Source organism: Actinoallomurus vinaceus, from assembly GCF_039542055.1.
GTDB lineage: Bacteria > Actinomycetota > Actinomycetes > Streptosporangiales > Streptosporangiaceae > Actinoallomurus > Actinoallomurus vinaceus.
The window spans coordinates 1-1,199 of record NZ_BAABHK010000053.1 but is presented as its reverse complement, the minus strand read 5'-3'; the positions used below and the strand labels follow the sequence as shown (position 1 = coordinate 1,199).

At 63.0% G+C, this 1,199-nt stretch carries 1 protein-coding gene; it reads left to right on the top strand.

Annotated features, from left to right (window positions below; all coding sequences use genetic code 11):
- Nucleotides 1-12 precede the first annotated feature (12 nt).
- Nucleotides 13-1,199, top strand: a 1,187-nt coding sequence (locus tag ABEA24_RS53315; protein WP_345444756.1) for an ice-binding family protein, incomplete at its 3' end; no start/stop codon positions are given.

Below are 1,199 nucleotides of genomic sequence, written 5' to 3'. Positions count from 1 at the left end.
AAGGTGCAGCCGATGAGTATCGGTAATGCAGCGCCGTTCGCGGTCCTGGCGGGATCAGCCGTCAGCAACACCAATCTCACGGTGGTCATCGGAGACCTCGGGGTGAGCCCCGGCTCTACCGTCACCGGCTTCCCGCCCGGCACCATCAACGGCACCACCCACGCCGGCGACTCCACCGCGGCGAACGCCAAAGCCGACGTCGTGGCCGCCTACAACGACCTCGCAGCAAGGGCGCCGGACGCCACCTTGCCCGCAGAACTGGGCAACACCACCAGAACCTCCGGTGTCTACGCCTCCACCACCGGCAACTTTCAAATCAACGGAACTCTCACCCTGGACGCCCAAGCCAACCCGGACGCCATCTTCGTCTTCAAAGCCGCCACCCTGACCGCCGCCATGTCCAGCACCATCACCCTTACCGGAGGCGCCCAAGCCAACAACCTCTACTGGGTGATCAGCGACTCCGCCACACTCGAGACCTTCACCACCTTCCGCGGCAACCTCATCGCCGCCAACGCCATCAACGTCAACAGCCGAGCCAATCCCATAGGCCGCCTGTTCACCCTCAACAACGCCATCACCATCACCGGCGCCACCAGCCAGCCCCCTACCCTGATCCAACTTCCCGACGACCGCCCGACGACCACCACGGTCACCTCCAACAACAACCCCGCCAGAACCGGAGAACCGGTCACCTTCACCGCGACCGTCCAGCCCACCAGCGGAACCCTCACCCCTCAAGGAAACGTCGCCTTCAAAGACGGCAACACCGTCATCGGCACCGACTTCTTCCGCAGCACCACACAACCCGCCACCTTCACCACCTCCGCCCTTCCCGCAGGCCAACACCGCATCACCGCCGTCTACCTCGGCGGAACCACCTTCAACCAAGAACAACCCATACACTGGGCCCCAAGCACCTCACCCGCGATCAATCAAATCACGTCCACCACTCTGTGGACGAACACCGATATCCCAGATGTCGCGTCTTACAACGACACATCGGCGGTCACGCTAGGTGTCAAGTTCAGGGCATCGACGAATGGCACCGTGACGGGCATCCGGTTCTACAAGGGCTCATTGAACACGGGCACGCATACAGGGACGCTATGGACCTCATCCGGTCAGTTGCTGGCGACTGCGACCTTCACCGGCGAGTCGGCGTCAGGCTGGCAGCAGATGAACTTCACGGCACCGGT